Origin of the sequence: Micromonospora craterilacus (assembly GCF_003236315.1) — a bacterium.
Classification (GTDB): Bacteria; Actinomycetota; Actinomycetes; order Mycobacteriales; family Micromonosporaceae; genus Micromonospora; species Micromonospora craterilacus.
Map to the genome: position 1 here is coordinate 1 of NZ_POTY01000521.1, position 837 is coordinate 837.

Below are 837 nucleotides of genomic sequence, written 5' to 3' on the forward strand. Positions count from 1 at the left end.
GACCCCACCCGCTGGAACCCCGAACAGCTCCTGCTCGCCGCGCTGTCCCAGTGCCACATGCTCGCCTACCTGCACCTCTGCGCCGTCAACGGCGTCGTCGTCACCGACTACGTCGACCACGCCACCGGCACCATGACCACCGACGCCACCGGCAACGGCCACTTCACCGAGGTCGTCCTGCACCCGCAGGTCACCGTCGCCGACCCGGCCACCACCGACACCGCCACCGCCCTGCACGCCGACGCGCACCGCGCCTGCTTCATCGCCAACTCCGTCAACTTCCCGGTACACCACGAACCGGCCACCGTCACCACCTGACCGGCGCACCGCGCCGAACCCCACCCGCACTGCCCGCCGGCCGCGTCCTGTTCGGGAACACCCGCCCGACAAACCGGTCGACAGCAGCACCGCGATGGCTATCGTCGGGCAGGTGCAACCCACCGTCGACGTCCGCGAACTCACCCCCGACGAGCTGACCGCCGCCTGGCAGCTCGGCCGGCTCGCCTTCGGCTCCGACCCGCAGCCACCGCCACAGGCCGTCACACCCAGCCCCGGCCGCACCACCTACGGCGCCTTCGACACCGCCGGAAACCTCGTCGGCAAGGCCGTCGACCTGCACGACGAGCAGTGGTGGGCCGGACGGGCCGTACTCGCCGCCGACGTCGCCGGAGTCGCCGTCGCCCCCGAAGCCCGCGGCACCGGCGTCGCCCGCACCCTGCTGCGCGCCCTGCTGCACGGCGCCCACGAACGCGGCGCCGCCGTCAGCACCCTGTTCGCCACCACACCCGCGCCCTACCGGGCCTGCGGCTGGGAGATCGCCGGGCAGCTCCGCACCCT

At 73.5% G+C, this 837-nt stretch carries 2 protein-coding genes; both read left to right on the plus strand.

Translation table 11 applies throughout. The features are described 5' to 3' along the window. A partial coding sequence (locus C1I95_RS34205) for an OsmC family protein (RefSeq protein ID WP_199524047.1) occupies positions 1–318 on the plus strand: 318 nt, incomplete at its 5' end. A 94-nt stretch (positions 319–412) separates the two neighbouring features. Then, positions 413–837 (plus strand): GNAT family N-acetyltransferase (locus tag C1I95_RS34210; protein ID WP_146605952.1); only part of this gene is annotated, 425 nt, incomplete at its 3' end.